This window comes from Pseudomonas sp. B40(2017) (assembly GCF_002112855.1).
Taxonomy (GTDB): domain Bacteria; phylum Pseudomonadota; class Gammaproteobacteria; order Pseudomonadales; family Pseudomonadaceae; genus Aquipseudomonas; species Aquipseudomonas pharyngis.
In genome coordinates this window covers 1-20,739 of the sequence record NZ_NEIT01000008.1, presented here as the reverse complement: position 1 = coordinate 20,739, position 20,739 = coordinate 1, and the positions used below count along the sequence as shown (strand labels likewise).

General features: G+C 55.4%; 16 protein-coding genes and 4 tRNA genes. All 20 read right to left on the bottom strand.

Annotation, left to right across the window (positions count from 1 at the left end):
- Window positions 1-145: 145 nt before the first annotated feature.
- The gene (tuf, locus tag CAF76_RS22740) at window positions 146-1,339 is read right to left on the bottom strand and encodes an elongation factor Tu (RefSeq protein WP_010220303.1); all 1,194 of its coding nucleotides are present in this window, start codon (window positions 1,337-1,339) and stop codon (window positions 146-148) included.
- Between the two features lie 31 nt (window positions 1,340-1,370).
- Complete coding sequence (gene fusA / locus CAF76_RS22735; RefSeq protein ID WP_064599781.1) at window positions 1,371-3,476, bottom strand: elongation factor G; 2,106 nt, start codon at window positions 3,474-3,476, stop codon at window positions 1,371-1,373.
- Between the two features lie 30 nt (window positions 3,477-3,506).
- On the bottom strand, window positions 3,507-3,980 hold the full coding sequence (rpsG, locus tag CAF76_RS22730) for a 30S ribosomal protein S7 (RefSeq protein WP_007957592.1): 474 nt from the start codon (window positions 3,978-3,980) through the stop codon (window positions 3,507-3,509).
- Window positions 3,981-4,088: 108 nt separating this feature from the next.
- Window positions 4,089-4,460: a 30S ribosomal protein S12 gene (rpsL, locus tag CAF76_RS22725; protein ID WP_003186084.1), complete on the bottom strand. Its 372-nt coding sequence runs from the start codon at window positions 4,458-4,460 to the stop codon at window positions 4,089-4,091.
- Between the two features lie 214 nt (window positions 4,461-4,674).
- A complete protein-coding gene (gene rpoC, locus CAF76_RS22720) occupies window positions 4,675-8,874 on the bottom strand; it encodes a DNA-directed RNA polymerase subunit beta' (RefSeq protein ID WP_064599784.1) in 4,200 nt (1,399 codons plus the stop codon).
- A gap of 63 nt (window positions 8,875-8,937) precedes the next feature.
- Window positions 8,938-13,011 carry a DNA-directed RNA polymerase subunit beta gene (gene rpoB / locus CAF76_RS22715; protein WP_085648642.1) on the bottom strand — a complete coding sequence of 1,358 codons (4,074 nt, stop codon included), beginning with the start codon at window positions 13,009-13,011 and terminating at the stop codon, window positions 8,938-8,940.
- A gap of 220 nt (window positions 13,012-13,231) precedes the next feature.
- Window positions 13,232-13,597: a 50S ribosomal protein L7/L12 gene (gene rplL / locus CAF76_RS22710; RefSeq protein ID WP_007957596.1), complete on the bottom strand. Its 366-nt coding sequence runs from the start codon at window positions 13,595-13,597 to the stop codon at window positions 13,232-13,234.
- A gap of 79 nt (window positions 13,598-13,676) precedes the next feature.
- A complete protein-coding gene (gene rplJ, locus CAF76_RS22705) occupies window positions 13,677-14,177 on the bottom strand; it encodes a 50S ribosomal protein L10 (RefSeq protein ID WP_011336174.1) in 501 nt (166 codons plus the stop codon).
- A gap of 198 nt (window positions 14,178-14,375) precedes the next feature.
- Window positions 14,376-15,071: a 50S ribosomal protein L1 gene (rplA, locus tag CAF76_RS22700; RefSeq protein WP_003228754.1), complete on the bottom strand. Its 696-nt coding sequence runs from the start codon at window positions 15,069-15,071 to the stop codon at window positions 14,376-14,378.
- A complete protein-coding gene (gene rplK / locus CAF76_RS22695; RefSeq protein ID WP_003228756.1) occupies window positions 15,071-15,502 on the bottom strand; it encodes a 50S ribosomal protein L11 in 432 nt (143 codons plus the stop codon). Before rplK ends, rplA begins: the two co-directional genes overlap by 1 nt.
- A 117-nt stretch (window positions 15,503-15,619) precedes the next feature.
- Window positions 15,620-16,153, bottom strand: coding sequence for a transcription termination/antitermination protein NusG (gene nusG, locus CAF76_RS22690; RefSeq protein WP_007957598.1), 534 nt, complete (start codon window positions 16,151-16,153; stop codon window positions 15,620-15,622).
- 9 nt (window positions 16,154-16,162) lie between these two features.
- Window positions 16,163-16,531, bottom strand: coding sequence for a preprotein translocase subunit SecE (secE, locus tag CAF76_RS22685; protein WP_064599786.1), 369 nt, complete (start codon window positions 16,529-16,531; stop codon window positions 16,163-16,165).
- A gap of 45 nt (window positions 16,532-16,576) precedes the next feature.
- Window positions 16,577-16,652, bottom strand: a tRNA-Trp gene (locus CAF76_RS22680).
- Between the two features lie 53 nt (window positions 16,653-16,705).
- Complete coding sequence (gene tuf / locus CAF76_RS22675; RefSeq protein WP_010220303.1) at window positions 16,706-17,899, bottom strand: elongation factor Tu; 1,194 nt, start codon at window positions 17,897-17,899, stop codon at window positions 16,706-16,708.
- 85 nt (window positions 17,900-17,984) lie between these two features.
- Window positions 17,985-18,060: transfer RNA gene (locus CAF76_RS22670), tRNA-Thr, on the bottom strand.
- A 26-nt stretch (window positions 18,061-18,086) separates the two neighbouring features.
- Window positions 18,087-18,160: transfer RNA gene (locus CAF76_RS22665), tRNA-Gly, on the bottom strand.
- Between the two features lie 25 nt (window positions 18,161-18,185).
- A tRNA-Tyr gene (locus CAF76_RS22660) sits at window positions 18,186-18,270 on the bottom strand.
- Between the two features lie 143 nt (window positions 18,271-18,413).
- Complete coding sequence (locus tag CAF76_RS22655; protein ID WP_064599788.1) at window positions 18,414-18,854, bottom strand: hypothetical protein; 441 nt, start codon at window positions 18,852-18,854, stop codon at window positions 18,414-18,416.
- Between the two features lie 7 nt (window positions 18,855-18,861).
- Window positions 18,862-19,611, bottom strand: coding sequence for a pantothenate kinase (locus CAF76_RS22650; protein WP_064599790.1), 750 nt, complete (start codon window positions 19,609-19,611; stop codon window positions 18,862-18,864).
- Entirely contained in the window at window positions 19,601-20,554 is a 954-nt protein-coding gene (gene birA / locus CAF76_RS22645) for a bifunctional biotin--[acetyl-CoA-carboxylase] ligase/biotin operon repressor BirA (protein ID WP_085648641.1), read from the bottom strand. The genes CAF76_RS22650 and birA overlap by 11 nt, the downstream gene beginning before the upstream one ends.
- Window positions 20,555-20,739: the final 185 nt, after the last annotated feature.

The window sequence follows — 20,739 nt, the reverse complement described above, 5'->3', positions numbered from 1 at the left end:
TCCGGCTGCTATTCCCACCGGGCGCAATACGCCCGTTAAAAGGAGGCGCAATTCTATAGACGCCCCAGATAGGTGTCAACCCAATAAAAAAGCCCCCGCTAAGCGGGGGCTTTTTCAACTCATCAAAGCTGACTCAATAAAGAGATCACTCGATGATTTTAGCTACGACGCCAGCACCAACGGTACGGCCGCCTTCACGGATTGCGAAACGCAGACCGTCTTCCATCGCGATGGTTTTGATCAGGGTAACAGTCATCTGAATGTTGTCACCTGGCATTACCATTTCAACGCCTTCTGGCAGCTCGCAGTTACCAGTCACGTCAGTAGTACGGAAGTAGAACTGTGGACGGTAGCCTTTGAAGAACGGAGTGTGACGGCCGCCTTCTTCCTTGCTCAGAACGTAAACTTCTGCGGTGAACTTGGTGTGCGGCTTAACCGAACCCGGCTTAACCAGAACCTGACCACGTTCAACGTCGTCACGCTTGGTACCACGCAGCAGAACGCCGCAGTTCTCGCCAGCACGACCTTCGTCCAGCAGCTTGCGGAACATCTCAACACCGGTGCAGGTGGTGGTGGTGGTGTCACGCAGACCAACGATTTCCAGAGCATCTTGAACGCGAACGATACCGCGCTCGATACGACCGGTCACAACAGTACCGCGACCCGAGATCGAGAACACGTCTTCGATTGGCATCAGGAACGGCTTGTCGATAGCACGCTCTGGCTCTGGGATGTAGCTGTCCAGAGTTTCCACCAGCTTCTTAACAGCGGTGGTGCCCATTTCGTTGTCGTCTTTGCCTTCCAGCGCCATACGAGCAGAACCGATGATGATCGGAGTGTCGTCGCCTGGGAAGTCATAGGTGGACAGCAGGTCGCGAACTTCCATCTCAACCAGTTCCAGCAGCTCAGCGTCGTCTACCAGGTCAGCCTTGTTCAGGAAAACCACGATGTACGGAACGCCTACCTGACGGGACAGCAGGATGTGCTCACGGGTTTGCGGCATCGGACCATCAGCGGCCGAGCAAACCAGGATCGCGCCGTCCATCTGCGCAGCACCAGTGATCATGTTCTTCACGTAGTCAGCGTGACCTGGGCAGTCAACGTGAGCGTAGTGACGAATGTTCGAGTTGTACTCAACGTGCGCGGTGTTGATGGTGATACCGCGAGCTTTTTCTTCTGGTGCGCTGTCGATCTTGTCGAATTCAACTACGGCCGAACCGAAAACTTCGGAGCAGACGCGAGTCAGAGCAGCGGTCAGAGTGGTTTTACCGTGGTCAACGTGGCCGATGGTGCCAACGTTTACGTGCGGTAGGGAACGATCAAATTTTTCTTTAGCCACGACAATTAACTCCTAGCCTAAAGGGGCTGAATCAGCCTTGTTTTTTGGTAACGGATTCGACGATGTGCGACGGAGCCGTATCGTATTTTTTGAATTCCATAGAGTAGCTTGCGCGACCCTGGGACATGGAACGAACGTCGGTCGCATAACCGAACATCTCACCCAGTGGAACCTCGGCACGGATAACCTTGCCGGACACTGTGTCTTCCATACCCTGGATCATGCCGCGACGACGGTTAAGGTCGCCCATCACATCACCCATATAGTCTTCAGGCGTAACAACCTCTACCGCCATGATCGGCTCGAGCAACTCACCACCGCCCTTCTGGGCCAGTTGCTTGGTCGCCATGGAAGCAGCCACTTTAAACGCCATCTCGTTGGAGTCGACGTCGTGGTAAGAACCATCGAACACGGTAGCCTTCAGGCCGATCAGCGGATAGCCGGCAACAACGCCGTTCTTCATCTGCTCTTCGATACCCTTCTGGATAGCCGGGATGTATTCCTTAGGAACCACACCACCCACTACTTCGTTCAGGAATTGCAGACCTTCCTGACCTTCGTCAGCAGGAGCAAAGCGAATCCAGCAGTGACCGAACTGGCCACGACCGCCGGACTGACGAACGAACTTGCCTTCGATTTCGCAGTTCTTCGTGATGCGCTCACGGTACGAAACCTGTGGCTTGCCGATGTTGGCTTCGACGTTGAACTCACGGCGCATCCGGTCAACCAGGATGTCCAGGTGCAGCTCGCCCATGCCGGAGATGATCGTTTGACCAGTCTCTTCATCAGTCTTAACGCGGAAAGACGGGTCTTCCTGAGCAAGCTTGCCCAGAGCGATACCCATTTTTTCCTGGTCATCCTTGGTCTTAGGCTCTACGGCAACCGAAATAACCGGCTCCGGGAAGTCCATGCGAACCAGGATGATTGGCTTGTCAGCGTTGCAGAGGGTTTCACCAGTGGTGACGTCCTTCATGCCGATCAGGGCCGCGATGTCGCCAGCGCGCACTTCCTTGATCTCTTCACGGGCGTTTGCGTGCATTTGCACCATACGACCCACGCGCTCTTTCTTGCCTTTAACCGAGTTGATCACGCCGTCGCCGGAGTTCAACACGCCCGAGTAAACGCGGACGAAGGTCAAGGTACCCACGAATGGGTCGGTAGCGATCTTGAACGCCAGGGCCGCGAACGGCTCGTCGTCGCTTGCATGACGCTCCATCTCTTCTTCCTCGTTATCAGGGTTGGAACCCTTGATAGCAGGAATGTCGGTCGGAGCAGGCAGGAAGTCGATAACGGCGTCGAGAACCAGGGGAACACCCTTGTTCTTGAACGAAGAACCGCAAACAGCCAGAACGATTTCGCCGGCGATAGTACGCGCACGCAAAGCAGCCTTGATCTCTTCGATCGACAGCTCTTCACCTTCCAGGTACTTGTTCATCAACTCTTCGCTGGCTTCGGCGGCGGCTTCAACCATGTTGTTGCGCCATTCTTCAGCCAGTTCAAGCATGTCCGCAGGGATTTCCTTGCGAACCGGAACCATACCCTTGTCAGAGTCGTTCCAGTAGACAGCTTGCATGTTGATCAGGTCGATCTGGCCCTGGAAGTTATCTTCCGAACCGATAGCCAGCTGGATCGGCACCGGAGTGTGACCCAGACGCTGTTTGATCTGACCGATCACGCGCAGGAAGTTGGCACCAGCACGGTCCATCTTGTTTACGTAAACAAGACGTGGAACGCCGTATTTGTTGGCCTGACGCCATACGGTTTCCGACTGAGGCTCAACACCCGAAGTACCGCAGAACACAACAACAGCGCCGTCGAGTACACGCAGGGAACGCTCTACTTCAATAGTGAAGTCTACGTGGCCCGGGGTATCGATTACGTTGAAGCGATGCTCGTGTGGGTACTGCTTCTCGGAACCTTTCCAGAAGGCGGTAATGGCAGCAGAAGTAATGGTAATACCACGCTCCTGCTCCTGAACCATCCAGTCTGTGGTCGCGGCGCCATCATGCACCTCGCCCATTTTGTGACTTTTGCCAGTGTAAAAAAGGACGCGCTCGGTGGTGGTGGTTTTACCAGCATCCACGTGAGCGACGATACCGATGTTACGGTAGCGACTAATCGGAGTAGTACGAGCCATAAAGCCCTCGCAAAATTAGTGAAGCTAAAATTAGAAGCGGTAGTGCGAGAAAGCTTTGTTAGCTTCGGCCATACGGTGCACGTCTTCACGCTTCTTAACAGCAGCACCTTTACCTTCAGCAGCATCCAGCAGCTCGCCAGCCAAGCGCAGAGCCATAGACTTCTCGCCACGCTTGCGGGCGAAGTCTACCAACCAGCGCATTGCCAGAGCGTTACGACGGGACGGACGAACCTCGACCGGAACCTGGTAAGTAGCACCACCAACGCGGCGCGACTTCACTTCGACCAGCGGAGCGATGGCGTCGAGTGCTTTTTCGAAGAGTTCCAGGGGATCGGTGCCGGTTTTGCGAGCCGCAACGGTTTCCAGGGCACCATAAACGATACGCTCGGCAACGGCTTTCTTGCCGCTTTCCATAACGTGGTTCATGAATTTGGCGAGGATTTGGCTTCCGTATTTCGGATCGTCCAGAATCTCACGCTTTGCTGCTACGCGACGTCTTGGCATTGATAAGCCCTCAAACGGTCTTCAGGTTAGCTCGGGACAGATCCAATGGATGCGCGCCCGACCTTACTCTTATCGACTCAATAAAATGAAAATCTGCAAAACGGCCGATTACTTCGGACGCTTGGTACCGTACTTCGAACGACCCTGGTTACGGCCTTTAACGCCGGAAGTATCCAAGGAGCCGCGAACGGTGTGGTAACGAACACCTGGCAAGTCTTTTACACGACCGCCGCGGATCAGCACCACGCTGTGCTCTTGCAGGTTGTGGCCTTCACCACCGATGTACGAGGAAACCTCGAAACCGTTGGTCAGACGCACACGGCATACTTTACGCAGTGCCGAGTTAGGTTTTTTCGGCGTAGTGGTGTACACACGGGTGCACACGCCACGACGTTGCGGGCAGTTCTGCAGCGCAGGCACGTCGGATTTCTCGACGATACGCTTACGCGGCTGACGTACCAGCTGGTTGATAGTTGCCATCTACTAGCTCCACTGTTGTCTTGCGACGCTATTGTCTTGCAAGAAAAGCAAAATGGCAGGAACGAATCCCGCCAAATTTAGGGGATCAAGAGTCTAAAGAGGATCTTGTCCCCAGTCAAGGCAAGGCCCCGACCTCCCCGCTCGTCGAACCTCGACAAATTGTCTCGATTCGATGAACGGCTTGATCAGGGCCTCAGCTCATTTTTCGCAGAACTCAGTTACCGCTCGAGTTCAGCGCTTCGGTCAGTGCAGCTTCCACTTCACTGGCGCTTACGCGCAACGGCTTGTCTGCATCACGACGACGCTTGCGCTCGCTGTGATAAGCCAGACCGGTACCGGCCGGGATCAGACGACCCACAACCACGTTTTCTTTCAGGCCGCGCAGGTAATCGCGCTTGCCAGTTACCGCTGCTTCGGTCAGTACGCGAGTGGTCTCCTGGAAGGAGGCCGCCGAGATGAACGATTCAGTCGACAACGACGCCTTGGTGATACCCAGCAGCACGCGAGTGAACTTGGACACGAATTTGTCTTCGGTCGCCAAGCGCTCGTTTTCCACCAGTACGTGAGTCAGTTCCATCTGGTCGCCCTTGATGAAGCTGGAGTCGCCGGACTCGGAGATCTCAACTTTACGCAGCATCTGACGCAGGATGGTCTCGATGTGCTTGTCGTTGATCTTCACGCCTTGCAGGCGGTAAACGTCCTGGATCTCGTTGACGATGTACTTGGCCAACGCGCTTACACCCAGCAGACGCAGGATGTCGTGCGGATCGCTCGGACCGTCGGAGATAACTTCGCCGCGGTTTACCTGTTCGCCTTCGAACACGTTCAGGTGACGCCACTTCGGAATCAGCTCTTCGTACGGATCGCTACCGTCGTTCGGGGTAATGACCAGACGGCGCTTGCCCTTGGTCTCTTTACCGAACGCGATGGTGCCGCTGACTTCAGCCAGAATCGACGCTTCTTTCGGACGACGGGCTTCGAACAGGTCGGCAACACGCGGCAGACCACCGGTGATGTCACGGGTTTTCGAAGTTTCTTGCGGGATACGAGCGATAACGTCACCGATCGCAATCTTCGCACCGTCCGCAACACCGACCAGGGCGTTGGCTGGCAGGAAGTACTGAGCGATAACGTCAGTGCCTGGCAGCAACAGATCCTTGCCGTTGTCATCGACCATCTTCACCGCAGGACGGATGTCCTTGCCAGCGGCCGGACGGTCTTTGGCATCGAGTACTTCAATGTTGGTCATACCGGTCAATTCGTCAGTCTGACGCTTGATCGTGATGCCTTCTTCCATGCCCACGTAGGTCACGGTACCTTTCATTTCGGTAACGATCGGGTGAGTGTGCGGATCCCACTTGGCCACGATTGCGCCAGCGTCGACCTTGTCACCTTCTTTAACCGAAATCACGGCACCGTACGGCAGCTTGTAACGCTCGCGCTCACGACCGAAGTCGTCAGCGATTGCCAGCTCACCGGAACGAGACACGGCAACCAGGTTGCCATCCACACGCTCAACGTGTTTCAGGTTGTGCAGACGGACGGTACCGCCATTCTTCACCTGAACGCTGTCGGCTGCGGAAGTACGGCTTGCCGCACCACCGATGTGGAACGTACGCATCGTCAGCTGGGTACCCGGCTCACCGATGGACTGGGCAGCGATAACGCCGACCGCTTCACCGATGTTCACCTGGTGACCACGAGCCAGGTCACGGCCGTAGCACTTGGCGCAAATGCCATAGCGGGTTTCGCAGCTGATCGGCGAACGCACGATTACTTCGTCGATGCTGTTCAGCTCGATGAACTCAACCCACTTCTCGTCTACCAGAGTGCCTGCAGGAACGATAACGTCCTCGGTACCCGGCTTGAATACGTCACGGGCGATGACACGACCCAATACGCGCTCACCCAACGGTTCTACAACGTCACCGCCTTCAATGTGCGGAGTCATCAGCAGACCGTGTTCGGTGCCGCAATCGATCTCGGTCACGACCAGATCCTGCGCCACGTCTACCAGACGACGAGTCAGGTAACCGGAGTTCGCAGTTTTCAACGCGGTATCCGCCAGACCTTTACGAGCACCGTGAGTCGAGATGAAGTACTGGAGTACGCTCAGACCTTCACGGAAGTTCGCAGTAATCGGCGTTTCAATGATGGAACCGTCCGGCTTGGCCATCAGACCACGCATACCGGCCAGCTGACGAATCTGTGCTGCGGAACCCCGCGCACCCGAGTCGGCCATCATGTACATCGAGTTGAACGATTCTTGCTCGACTTCGTCGCCGTGACGGTCGATGACTTTCTCTTTCGAGAGGTTGGCCATCATCGCCTTGGAGACTTCGTCGTTCGCTTTCGACCAAAGGTCGATCACTTTGTTGTACTTCTCGCCCTGGGTTACCAGGCCGGAGGCGTACTGGCTCTCGATTTCTTTCACTTCGTCGGTGGCAGCACCGATGATGCGGGCTTTTTCGTCCGGGATAACGAAGTCGTTAACACCGATGGAAACGCCGGAAATGGTCGAGTAGGCAAAACCGGTGTACATCAACTGGTCAGCGAAGATCACGGTCTCTTTCAGACCAACCACGCGGTAGCACTGGTTGATCAGCTTGGAGATCGCCTTTTTCTTCATCGGCAGGTTGACGACGTCGAACGACAGACCTTTTGGCACAACCTGGAACAGCAGCGCACGGCCGACAGTGGTGTCGACGATACGGGTGTTGTTCACGCTGTTGCCGTCACGATCGTTCACGGTTTCGTTGATACGAACCTTGATCTTGGCGTGCAGTGCGGCTTCGCCGGCACGGAACACACGGTCAACTTCCTGCAGATCCGCGAACACACGACCTTCGCCCTTGGCGTTGATCGCTTCACGAGTCATGTAGTAGAGACCCAATACAACGTCCTGCGACGGAACGATGATTGGCTCACCGTTGGCTGGCGACAGAATGTTGTTGGTCGACATCATCAACGCACGCGCTTCGAGCTGGGCTTCCAGCGTCAGCGGTACGTGCACGGCCATTTGGTCGCCGTCGAAGTCGGCGTTGTACGCGGCGCAGACCAGAGGGTGCAGCTGGATAGCCTTACCTTCGATCAGTACCGGTTCAAACGCCTGGATACCCAGACGGTGAAGGGTCGGTGCACGGTTGAGCAGAACCGGGTGTTCGCGAATCACTTCAGCGAGAACGTCCCAAACCTCTGGCAGTTCGCGCTCGACCATTTTCTTGGCCGCTTTGATGGTGGTCGCCAGACCACGCATTTCCAGCTTGCCGAAAATGAACGGCTTGAACAGCTCGAGAGCCATCTTCTTCGGCAGACCGCACTGGTGCAGACGCAGGGTCGGACCAACGGTAATTACCGAACGACCGGAGTAGTCAACACGCTTACCGAGCAAGTTCTGACGGAAACGACCTTGCTTACCCTTGATCATGTCAGCCAGGGATTTCAGAGGACGCTTGTTGGAACCTGTGATAGCGCGGCCACGACGACCGTTGTCGAGCAGTGCATCGACAGCTTCCTGCAACATACGCTTTTCGTTGCGCACGATGATGTCCGGAGCGGACAGATCCAGCAGGCGCTTCAAACGGTTGTTACGGTTGATCACTCGACGATACAGATCGTTGAGGTCGGAAGTCGCGAAACGACCGCCATCCAGTGGAACCAGTGGACGCAGATCTGGCGGCAGAACCGGCAGAACGGTCAGCACCATCCACTCTGGCAGGTTGCCGGAGCCCTGGAAGGCTTCCATCAACTTCAGACGCTTGGACAGCTTCTTGATCTTGGTTTCGGAGTTGGTTTGCGGAATTTCTTCACGCAGACGGCCGATCTCGTGCTCCAAGTCGATAGCGTGCAGCAGTTCGCGGACAGCTTCGGCACCCATGCGGGCGTCGAAATCGTCACCGAACTCTTCCAGCGCTTCGAAGTACTGCTCGTCGTTCAGCAGCTGACCTTTTTCAAGAGTGGTCATGCCCGGATCGATAACGACATAGCTCTCGAAGTAGAGAACGCGTTCGATATCACGCAGGGTCATGTCCATCAGCAGGCCGATACGGGACGGCAGCGATTTCAGGAACCAGATGTGGGCAACCGGCGAAGCCAGTTCGATGTGCGCCATGCGCTCACGACGAACCTTGGCCAGTGCAACTTCAACGCCGCACTTCTCGCAGATCACACCACGGTGCTTCAAGCGCTTGTACTTACCGCACAGGCACTCGTAATCCTTTACCGGGCCAAAGATCTTGGCGCAGAACAGACCGTCACGCTCAGGTTTGAACGTACGGTAGTTGATGGTTTCCGGCTTTTTAACTTCACCGAACGACCACGAGCGGATCATCTCAGGCGAGGCCAATCCGATACGGATGGCGTCGAACTCTTCGACTTGACCCTGGTTTTTCAGCAAATTCAGTAGGTCTTTCAAGGCCTTTCCTCCTGGCGGAGCAGAGAGCGGGCAATCCTGCCCCGCTCTCGATCGCGTCACGTGTTATTCGGTTTCCAGATCGATATCGATGCCGAGGGAACGAATTTCCTTGATCAACACGTTGAAGGACTCGGGCATGCCCGGCTCCATACGGTGATCGCCGTCCACGATGTTTTTGTACATCTTGGTCCGGCCGTTCACATCGTCCGACTTCACTGTGAGCATTTCTTGCAGAGTGTAAGCAGCACCGTATGCTTCCAGTGCCCAGACCTCCATCTCCCCGAAACGCTGACCACCGAACTGCGCCTTACCACCCAGCGGCTGCTGGGTAACCAGGCTGTACGAACCGGTAGAACGCGCGTGCATCTTGTCGTCTACCAAGTGGTTCAGCTTCAGCATGTACATGTAGCCAACGGTAACTGGACGCTCGAACTTGTTGCCGGTACGGCCGTCGGTCAGCTGCATCTGGCCGCTTTCTGGCAGGTCTGCCAGTTTCAGCATGGCCTTGATTTCGCTTTCCTTGGCACCGTCGAACACTGGAGTGGCCATTGGAACACCGCCACGCAGGTTCTTAGCCAGATCCAGGATTTCCTGATCGGAGAAGCTGTCCAGATCTTCGTTACGACCGCCGATCTGGTTGTAGATCTCGTCCAGGAAGGTGCGCAGTTCAGCGACTTTACGCTGCTCTTCGACCATCCGGTTGATCTTCTCGCCCAGACCTTTGGCCGCGAGGCCGAGGTGGGTTTCAAGGATCTGACCAACGTTCATACGCGAAGGTACGCCCAGTGGGTTGAGGACGACGTCGACCGGTGTGCCATTGGCATCGTGCGGCATGTCTTCAACCGGCATGATCACGGAGACCACACCTTTGTTACCGTGACGACCGGCCATCTTGTCGCCCGGCTGGATGCGACGACGGATTGCCAGGTAAACCTTGACGATTTTCAGCACACCTGGAGCCAGGTCATCGCCCTGCTGCAGTTTGCGCTTCTTGTCTTCGAACTTGTCGTCCAGCAGACGGCGACGATCAACGATGTAGGCCTGGGCCTTCTCGAGCTGCTCGTTCAGAGCATCTTCAGCCATGCGCAGTTTGAACCACTGACCATGCTCAAGACCGTCGAGTACTTCGTCGGTGATGTCCTGACCTTTCTTCAGGCCCGCGCCACCTTCAGCCTTGTGGCCTACCAGAGCGGAACGCAGACGCTCGAAGGTCGCGCCTTCAACGATGCGGAACTCTTCGTTCAGATCCTTGCGGATCTCGTCCAGCTGGGACTTCTCGATCGACAGGGCACGAGCATCACGCTCAACGCCGTCACGAGTGAAGACCTGTACGTCGATGACAGTACCTTTGGTGCCGGTTGGCACACGCAGGGAAGTGTCTTTAACGTCGCTGGCTTTCTCACCGAAGATTGCGCGCAGCAGTTTTTCTTCCGGAGTGAGTTGGGTCTCGCCTTTCGGAGTGACCTTACCTACCAGGATGTCGCCTGCGCCGACTTCAGCACCTACGTAAACGATACCGGCTTCGTCCAGCTTGTTCAGCGCAGCTTCACCCACGTTAGGGATGTCCGCAGTGATTTCCTCTGGGCCAAGCTTGGTGTCACGAGCCACACAGGTCAGTTCCTGAATGTGGATCGTGGTGAAACGGTCTTCCTGAACCACACGCTCGGACAGGCAGATGGAGTCTTCGAAGTTGAAGCCGTTCCATGCCATGAACGCGATGCGCATGTTCTGACCCAGAGCCAGTTCACCCATGTCGGTGGACGGACCGTCGGCCATGATGTCGCCACGCTGAACACGATCACCCTTGCTCACCAGCGGACGCTGGTTGATGCAGGTGTTCTGGTTCGAGCGGGTGTATTTGGTCAGGTTGTAGATGTCGACACCAGCTTCGCCGGTTTCAACTTCGTCATCGGCAACGCGAACCACGATACGGCTGGCATCAACAGAGTCGATCACGCCGCCACGACGAGCCACGACGCAAACGCCGGAGTCGCGAGCCACGTTACGCTCCATGCCGGTACCGACCAGCGGCTTGTCAGCGCGCAGGGTTGGTACAGCTTGACGCTGCATGTTCGAACCCATCAACGCACGGTTGGCGTCGTCGTGCTCGAGGAACGGAATCAGCGACGCTGCAACCGAAACTACCTGCTTCGGCGAAACGTCCATCAAGGTGACGTCTTCCGGCGCCTTGACGGTGAATTCGTTCAGGTGACGTACGGCTACCAGTTCGTCGATCAGGACTTTCTGCTCGCTCATGGTCGCCGAAGCCTGCGCGATCACGTGATCGGCTTCTTCAATGGCGGACAGGAACACGATGTCGTCGGTGACCACACCCTCCTTCACCACGCGGTACGGGCTCTCGAGGAAGCCGTACTGGTTGGTGCGAGCGTAAGCAGCCAGAGAGTTGATCAGACCGATGTTCGGACCTTCCGGCGTTTCAATCGGGCAGACACGACCGTAATGAGTCGGGTGTACGTCACGGACTTCGAAGCCCGCGCGCTCACGAGTCAGACCGCCAGGGCCGAGTGCAGAGACACGACGCTTGTGGGTGATCTCGGACAGCGGGTTGTTCTGGTCCATGAACTGCGACAGCTGGCTGGAACCGAAGAACTCTTTCACCGCCGCAGCCACTGGCTTGGCGTTGATCAGGTCTTGCGGCATCAGGCCTTCGCTTTCAGCCATCGACAGACGCTCTTTGACCGCACGCTCAACACGTACCAGGCCAACGCGGAACTGGTTCTCTGCCATCTCGCCTACACAGCGAACACGACGGTTACCCAGGTGGTCGATGTCGTCGACGATGCCTTTACCGTTACGGATGTCGACCAGAGTCTTCAGTACCGCGACGATGTCTTCCTTGCACAGCACGCCCGAACCTTCGATCTCGGTACGACCGATACGACGGTTGAACTTCATCCGGCCGACCGCAGACAGGTCATAGCGCTCAGGGCTGAAGAACAGGTTGTTGAACAGGGTCTCGGCAGCGTCCTTGGTTGGCGGCTCGCCTGGACGCATCATGCGATAGATCTCGACCAGCGCTTCCAATTGGTTGCTGGTGGAGTCGATCTTCAGCGTGTCGGAGACGAACGGACCGCAGTCGATGTCGTTGGTGTACAGAGTTTCGATGCGTACGACGCCGGCCTTGGCGATTTTCGCCAGGATCTCGGTCGACAGCTCGGTGTTGCACTCTGCCAGGATTTCACCGGTAGCCGGGTGCACGATGGCCTTGGCGGTGGTACGACCCAGAACGTAATCCAGAGGCACGTCCAGCTCTTTGATCCCGGCTTTTTCCAGCTGGTTGATGTGGCGGGCAGTAATACGACGGCCCTGCTCAACGATCACCTTGCCTTTGTCATCCTGGATGTCGAGAACAGCAACTTCACCACGCAGGCGCTGAGGCACCAGCTCCAGGCTCAGGCCTTCGCCTTTCACGTGGAATACGTTGGTGGTGTAGAACGCGTCCAGCACTTCCTCGGTGGTATAACCGAGCGCGCGCAGCAGTACCGAGGCCGGCAGCTTGCGACGACGGTCGATACGCACGAATACGCAGTCTTTCGGGTCGAACTCGAAGTCCAGCCACGAACCGCGGTAAGGAATGATGCGCGCGGAGTACAGCAGCTTGCCGGAGCTGTGCGTCTTGCCACGGTCGTGGTCGAAGAACACGCCCGGGGAACGGTGCAGCTGGGAAACGATAACACGCTCGGTACCGTTGATTACGAAGGTACCGTTCTCAGTCATCAATGGGATTTCACCCATGTAGACTTCTTGCTCTTTGATGTCCTTGATCGCTTTGTTCGACGATTCTTTGTCGAAAATGATCAGGCGCACTTTTACCCGCAAAGGTACGGCGAAAGTTACACCGCGCAATACGCATTCTTTGACATCAAATGCCGGTTCGCCCAAGCGATAACCGACGTACTCCAGCGCAGCATTGCCGGAGTAGCTGATGATCGGGAAAACGGATTTGAAGGCCGCATGCAGGCCCACGTCGCGGAACTGATCTTTAGTCGCTCCCGCTTGCAAGAATTCACGATACGAATCCAGCTGGATGGCCAGGAGGTAAGGCACATCCATGACGTCCGGCAACTTGCTAAAGTCCTTGCGGATACGTTTTTTCTCAGTATATGAGTAAGCCATCAGCGTTCCCCAGCTTGGTCACCTGCTTGTTTGGCCCCTCCCGACGGGAGCAGCCAGAAAATCGTGCAAACCCCATGGTTTGCGCCACCGCATCGGGTGGTTACAGCTCGCTATCGACACCGACCCAGTCGGCTGCCAATAACGGAAAAAGGCCGGTGGCAAGAGCCACCAGCCATCAGCCTGTCGCTTGACGCTCGGGCTGGAGGTGCAAAGTCGATGCTTACTTCAGCTCGACTTTAGCGCCTGCTTCTTCCAGCTTCTTCTTAGCGTCTTCAGCCGCTTCTTTCGAAACGCCTTCAGCTACAACCTGAGGAGCGCCGTCGACTTTCTCTTTGGCTTCTTTCAGGCCCAGACCGGTCAGTTCACGAACTGCCTTGATCACGTTTACTTTCTTCTCGCCGGCTTCAACCAGAACAACGTTGAACTCGGTTTGCTCTTCAACAACAGCGGCAGCAGCAGCTGGACCAGCAGCAGCAACAGCAGCGGTCACGCCGAAGGTTTCTTCCATTGCTTTGATCAGCTCAACAACTTCCAGAACGGTTTTCTGGCCGATTGCTTCGATGATTTGTTCGTTAGTCAGAGACATGACTCAATTCCTGATTTGGTGGACAGCCTGTACGGCCGTCGAAATAAACAAAAATACGCGAGAGTGGAAACGCTCAGCCTCAGGCTGCAGCTGCTTCTTTCTGATCGCGAATTGCCGCCAGAGTACGAGCCAGCTTGCTGGTAGCGCCTTGAATCACGCTCATCAGTTTCGCAATAGCTTCGTCGCGAGTTGGCAGGCTTGCCAGCACGTCGATCTCATTCGCTGCGAGGAACTTGCCCTCAAACGATGCTGCCTTGATCTCGAACTTATCCTGACCCTTGGCAAATTCCTTGAACAGACGAGCAGCAGCGCCCGGGTGTTCGTTGGAGAATGCGATCAGGGTCGGGCCAGTGAACGCGTCGTTCAGCACTTCATACGAAGTGCCAGCAACAGCGCGCTTGAGCAGGGTGTTACGTACAACACGTACGTAAACGCCAGCTTCACGAGCCTCTTTACGGAGTCCGGTCATTGCGCCTACTGTTACGCCACGGGCATCAACCACGACAGCGGACAGAGCGACTTTGGCAGCCTCGTTGACTTCAGCGACGATGGCCTTCTTGTCTTCGAGATTAATTGCCACGGGTTTAACTCCTGCTTGTTACCGTTTCATTCGATCGAAACCGAATGTCGTTTTGGTGTCTGATTCGGTAAGGAACCGGGAGCACCATCTGCGTAGGCTTGAGGTTTAAGACTTGCGTCGCCTACGGTCTTGGATAGCCCCCGCCAGGCAGGGACCCCAATCTTTCAATTGGCGCAGTCAACTGCGCCAATTTTTGTCTTACGCGTCCAGCGAGCTCTGGTCGATAACCAGACCTGGGCCCATAGTGGTGCTCAGGGTAACGCGCTTGACGTAGATACCTTTCGAAGAAGCTGGCTTGATACGCTTCAGATCAGCGATCAGGGCTTCAACGTTTTCCTTCAGCTTGACGGCATCGAAGCCGATCTTGCCAACGGAAGTGTGGATGATGCCGTTTTTGTCGGTGCGATAACGAACCTGACCAGCCTTGGCATTTTTAACCGCGGTAGCGACGTCAGGGGTAACAGTGCCGACTTTCGGGTTAGGCATCAGACCACGTGGACCGAGGATCTGACCCAGTTGACCTACAACGCGCATGGCATCCGGGGATGCGATCACTACGTCATAGTTCAGGTCGCCGCCTTTCATTTCGGCAGCCAGGTCGTCCATACCTACACGGTCAGCGCCGGCAGCCAGAGCGGCCTCAGCAGCTGGACCCTGGGTGAACACAGCAACGCGAACAGTCTTGCCAGTGCCGTGTGGCAGCACAGTAGCGCTACGAACAACCTGGTCGGATTTACGCGGGTCTACGCCCAGGTTTACAGCTACGTCGAACGACTCGCTGAACTTGACAGTCGACAGCTCGGCCAGCAGTGCAGCGGCGTCTACAATGTTGTAGGCCTTGCCTGCTTCGATTTTGCCGGCGATAGCCTTTTGACGCTTGGTCAGCTTAGCCATTACACACCCTCCACGTTAAGGCCCATGCTACGAGCAGAACCGGCGATAGTACGCACGGCTGCATCCATATCAGCTGCAGTCAGATCCGCGTTTTTGGTTTTCGCGATTTCTTCCAGCTGAGCACGGGTAACAGTGCCAACCTTAACGGTGTTCGGACGAGCGGAACCGCTGGTCAGACCGGCCGCCTTCTTCAGCAGAACCGAAGCAGGGGTGGATTTGGTTTCGAAAGTGAAGCTACGGTCGCTGTAGACAGTGATGATCACTGGAGTCGGCAGACCAGCTTCCAGACCCTGGGTACGGGCGTTGAAAGCTTTGCAGAATTCCATGATGTTCACGCCGTGCTGACCCAGAGCAGGACCAACAGGTGGGCTTGGGTTAGCCTGAGCGGCCTTCACTTGCAGCTTGATGTAAGCGGTAATCTTCTTGGCCATGAGGCACTCCAATTACGGGTTCGAACGCCTCGAAAGGCTCCCCGGTTACTTGCGCGTTTATCCCAGTGACGACAAAACCCCACAGCCTAGGGCTGCGGGGTTGGGATGCTTGCTCAGCTAGACCTTTTCGACCTGACTGAACTCCAACTCTACCGGAGTAGAGCGTCCGAAAATGAGCACTGCCACTTGGATCCGGCTCTTTTCGTAGTTAACTTCTTCAACAACGCCGTTAAAGTCAGCGAACGGCCCGTCATTGACTCGAACGGTTTCGCCTGGCTCGAACAACGTCTTTGGCTTCGGCTTGTCGCTACCATCGGCAACGCGACGCAAAATCGCCTCAGCTTCTTTATCGGTGATTGGTGCCGGCTTATCAGCAGTACCGCCGATAAAACCCATCACCCGAGGAGTATCCTTGACCAAGTGCCAAGTACCCTCGTTCATATCCATCTGAACCAGCACATAACCTGGGAAGAATTTGCGCTCGCTTTTGCGTTTCTGGCCATTACGCATTTCAACCACTTCTTCAGTGGGAACCAGAATTTCGCCGAAGCCATCTTCCATGCCAGCCAGTTTTACACGCTCGATCAACGAACGCATGACATGCTTCTCGTAACCCGAGTAAGCATGCACAACGTACCAACGCTTAGCCACGGGACACCCTTAGCCGACAATCAAGGAAACAAGCCAACCGAGCAGGGAATCAAGCCCCCACAACAGCAACGCCATAACCAGGACAACAGCCACAACAATCAGTGTGGTCTGCGTGGTTTCTTGGCGAGTTGGCCATACGACTTTACGAATCTCGGTGCGAGCTTCCTTAACCAGTACAAAGAAAGATTTGCCCTTGGCAGTCTGCAGGCCTACAAAGGCAGCTACAGCAGCAATGACAAGCAATACGAGTACACGGTACAGGATCGGCGAAGCAGCGTAATACTGATTACCGACAACGCCAACAATTACCAAAGCGACTACTACAAGCCACTTGAGCAAATCGAAGCGAGAGCCTTGAGCTTCAGCTTTAGGAGTCATCTATGAAGATCCTGTGAAAAGAAAGCCAGACACACCAAGTGAATCTGGCAGGTCAGGAGGGAATCGAACCCCCAACCTACGGTTTTGGAGACCGTCGCTCTGCCAATTGAGCTACTGACCTAAAACAAAATCAGGCCGACCATTATGCCGGCCTGAAAAAGACATTACAACTGTTTACTCGATGATCTTGGCCACTACGCCAGCACCAACGGTACGACCACCTTCACGGATTGCGAAACGCAGACCGTCTTCCATCGCGATGGTTTTGATCAGGGTAACAGTCATCTGAATGTTGTCACCTGGCATTACCATTTCAACGCCTTCTGGCAGCTCGCAGTTACCAGTCACGTCAGTAGTACGGAAGTAGAACTGCGGACGGTAGCCCTTGAAGAACGGAGTGTGACGACCACCTTCTTCCTTGCTCAGAACGTAAACTTCTGCGGTGAACTTGGTGTGTGGCTTAACCGAACCCGGCTTAACCAGAACCTGACCACGCTCAACGTCGTCACGCTTGGTGCCACGCAGCAGAACGCCGCAGTTTTCGCCAGCACGACCTTCGTCCAGCAGCTTGCGGAACATCTCAACACCAGTGCAGGTGGTGGTGGTGGTGTCACGCAGACCAACGATTTCCAGGGCGTCTTGAACGCGAACGATACCGCGCTCGATACGACCAGTCACAACAGTACCGCGACCCGAGATCGAGAACACGTCTTCGATTGGCATCAGGAACGGCTTGTCGATAGCACGCTCTGGCTCTGGGATGTAGCTGTCCAGAGTTTCCACCAGCTTCTTAACAGCGGTGGTGCCCATTTCGTTGTCGTCTTTGCCTTCCAGCGCCATACGAGCAGAACCGATGATGATCGGAGTGTCGTCGCCTGGGAAGTCATAGGTGGACAGCAGGTCGCGAACTTCCATCTCAACCAGTTCCAGCAGCTCAGCGTCGTCTACCAGGTCAGCCTTGTTCAGGAAAACCACGATGTACGGAACGCCTACCTGACGGGACAGCAGGATGTGCTCACGGGTTTGCGGCATCGGACCATCAGCGGCCGAGCAAACCAGGATCGCGCCGTCCATCTGCGCAGCACCAGTGATCATGTTCTTCACGTAGTCAGCGTGACCTGGGCAGTCAACGTGAGCGTAGTGACGAATGTTCGAGTTGTACTCAACGTGCGCGGTGTTGATGGTAATACCGCGAGCCTTTTCTTCTGGAGCGCTGTCGATCTTGTCGAATTCAACTACGGCCGAACCGAAAACTTCGGAGCAGACGCGAGTCAGAGCAGCGGTCAGCGTGGTTTTACCGTGGTCTACGTGACCGATGGTGCCAACGTTGACGTGCGGCAGGGAACGATCAAATTTTTCCTTAGCCATCGATATCACCCCTAACAGAAGAAATTGAGCAAACAACACAAGCCATTAAAACAAAGGCAGATATTTTCATATCTGCCTTGTTATATGGAGCTCTTGAGCGGATTTGAACCGCTGACCTCACCCTTACCAAGGGTGTGCTCTACCAACTGAGCTACAAGAGCGTAACACTTTGCACAACCTGCAAACTTGGAGCGGGTAGCGGGAATCGAACCCGCATCATCAGCTTGGAAGGCTGAGGTTCTACCACTAAACTATACCCGCGGAGCCTGCAGCTCACGCTAAAATCTGGTGGAGGGAGAAGGATTCGAACCTTCGAAGTCGTAGACGTCAGATTTACAGTCTGATCCCTTTGGCCGCTCGGGAACCCCTCCTAATCAGGCCGGCATTCTATACTATGCCAAACCCCTGTCAAGCATTTTCTCATTTAAAAACCTGAGGTTAGCTGCATTGACACCACCCCGCTGCTGCTACCTTTTCAGGTCTTCGCTGTGGAGCGGGCGCCATTCTATGCAAACTATTCAGTAGGTGCAACCCCCTCGCACAGCATTATTTTATGTTTTAACTCATTGAATTCCTTGGAAAGGTTTTGCAGCTGAGCATCACCCAACAAACGCTGGGTTTCGGGCGTAACCTGGAACCAATATGAGCCGCCGGAAGACTCTTTTGACGAAGGAAGAACTTTTGCACCAAGCTCCGCCAAACGCTGCTCCAACGCCTGAGCAGACTCGGGGCGCGCCAAACCACCCACATAAAGGCACTGCCCATCAGGCTTTCCTCCAGTCCTTTTTTCACGGGAAGCATCACCACCAGCCTCACTCAGCAAGCGAATATCCTGTTGCGAGCCACGATAAAGACTGAGCGGCGTGACATCCTTTGCGCGTAGCGGGGCCTCCTGCTGATGCCAGACGTAATAAAAAACATTGAGTACCAGAAGCAGAAGGAACAACCAACGCATACAAACCTCAGGACAAAGGACACGCCATAGCCAAACCCACGAACACCAGATCGGAAACAACCCGAGCGTCAGGCGCAACATCCGAGACCAGTTCGGCATCACCACCCGTAATGAAGACACTGTAGTCATCACCCCAATAGGAATGCGCCATCTCCAGCTGCGTCAATACGAACCCCCTGAGCATCAACGAACAGCCACGCTCTACAGCCTCAGCCGTGTTGCGCCCAGGAGCCTGACTCGCCAATGCCCGCTCCGCCGCCAGATCCCCATAGCGAATTTTCCGAGTATGCGTACGCAACTGATTACGCATCAGCGGCATGCCAGGACAAATGAAGCCTCCCAGATGTTCACCGTCCGCGGAGACAAAGTCCGCGGTCACCGCCGTCCCGAAATCAAGAACCAGACAAGCACCTTTAGCCAGGTGAAAACCACCAAGCATCGCCAGCCAGCGATCGAGACCGAGGCGCTCATAGTCGTCGTAACCATTCGTTACGCCAGACATCTCACGAGCGGGCGACGCACAGACAACGGAAATGCCGAACTCGCGCCTGAGCAAGCCAATAAGCAAATTGGTCTCATCTTCAGTTCTTACGCTGACAAGGCGACATTTACCGAGAGATATCTTCTCAAGCGACCGAAGACTGTCGACCAAGGCGCCATCAGAGTCGACCACACCTTCTGCGACCAAGGCGCCCAACTCTGCACTCAGCACCCGCCATTTGATAAAACTGTTTCCACAATCGAGCTCAAGAATCATGACGCAACCTCAAGCTGAGCTCACCACCACTAAAGACCTTTTCCACACCATCTACCTTTAGCCGCAGCGCGCCTTGATTATCGATTCCCAGCACCACACCCTCTACCTGATTGACACCGGCAGTGAGAGAAACCTGCTGCCCCTGCCACAAATGGCTCGCCTCCCACTCCGCCTGAAGCGCAGAGAAGCCGCCTGACTGGTGACGTCGCAGATAGAATTGCAGCTGCTTACTCAGCTCAACCGCCAGAATATTGCGATCACAAGATTTACCCGACTCTAGACGCAGTGAAGTCCATTGCTGATCGACTTCGCCTGTAGCCTGCATGTTCACATTAATGCCCACGCCCAACACTACATGACAAACGTCCGCTGGATCTCCGACGAGCTCCAGCAGGATGCCTGCAATTTTTTTTCGCCCGACCAAAACATCATTGGGCCATTTCAGTCCCGCACCTGGCACCCCAAACGCGCGCAGGGTCTGCATGACCGCGAGACCGACAACGAGACTTAACCCCTCGAGCTGACGCATCCCTCCATCGATACGCAACACGAGGCTGTAATAAAGGTTTTCAGCAAACGGGCTTACCCATTTACGCCCCCTGCGCCCGCGCCCGGAACTCTGACGCTCAGCCAGTATTAGAAAAGGCGCAACCCGCCCTCGATCTACCGCTCGCAACGATTCAGCATTAGTTGAGTCGATGGAATCGAAGACACTGACAGACCAGCCGGCAAGACCTTCCTCTATTGCGAGCGAGTCAAGCAACGCCAGCGGCGAAGCCAATTGATAGCCCCGCCCTCGAACTTTATGTATGGATAACCCAAGCTCCGTCTCCAGATGCTGAAGCTGCTTCCACACCGCACTTCGACTAATTCCCAGAGCAACGCCCAGGGCCTGACCGGAATGGAATCGACCATCCTTCAGAAGGTTCAACAACGTCAGCATGCAGGTCTCGCCTCAGAATGAGGCCCGAATAATAGCCATGCACCGGGCCGCTGCATAGAATTCAAACAACCCATTTTCTTGCGGACAAAACAAAACCCCAACTGCTTTCGCAATTGGGGTTTCGGAATTTAATCTTGACGATGACCTACTCTCACATGGGGAAACCCCACACTACCATCGGCGAT